Genomic DNA, 590 nt, shown 5'->3' with positions numbered 1-590 from the left:
GTTTTTTTTCTGGTGGTCGGGATGGAAATCCGCCGGGAAATTCATGAAGGGGCCTTATCCAATTTCAGGCTTGCCGCATTGCCACTGGCTGCCGCCATGGGGGGTGTCGTTGCACCGGCCCTGATATATCTTGTTTTCAATAGCGCTCCTCCCAATAGTGCCGGATGGGCGGTGCCAACCGCCACGGATATTGCCTTTGCGGTGGGCGTCCTGGCTTTGCTGGGGAGATCCATTCCGGGTAATGTCCGGGTGTTTTTGCTGGCCTTGGCCATTATTGATGATATTGTGGCTGTGCTGATTATTGCCGTGTTTTATTCTGGCGGCCTTGATTACAGTGGCTTGCTGATTGCGGCACTGGGAATCATGATGGTGCTTGGACTGCAGATGATTGGCACCACTTCTGCTTATGCATATGTGTTGCCTGGTGCTGTCTTATGGATAGGTGTGCTGCAAACGGGGGCGCATCCAACTCTGGCAGGTGTTGTTTTGGGTCTGATGACGCCGGTATTGTCCGGTCGCCTGAAAGAGCCGCCTTTAATGCTGGCGTCAGAGGCCATTAATACGTTTTCTCAACTCAATAAACAAGACGC

1 protein-coding gene is annotated in these 590 nt (G+C 52.7%); it reads left to right on the top strand.

Features of this window, described 5'->3' with window-relative positions; all coding sequences use genetic code 11:
• Positions 1-590 (top strand): Na+/H+ antiporter NhaA (locus JHL22_RS15880; protein ID WP_200239599.1); only part of this gene is annotated, 590 nt, incomplete at both ends.

It is taken from the genome of Advenella mandrilli, assembly GCF_016595155.1.
GTDB classification, from domain to species: Bacteria; Pseudomonadota; Gammaproteobacteria; order Burkholderiales; family Burkholderiaceae_B; genus Advenella; species Advenella mandrilli.
The sequence above is the reverse complement of the archived record's forward strand: the minus strand, read 5'-3'. Positions and strand labels throughout refer to the sequence as shown.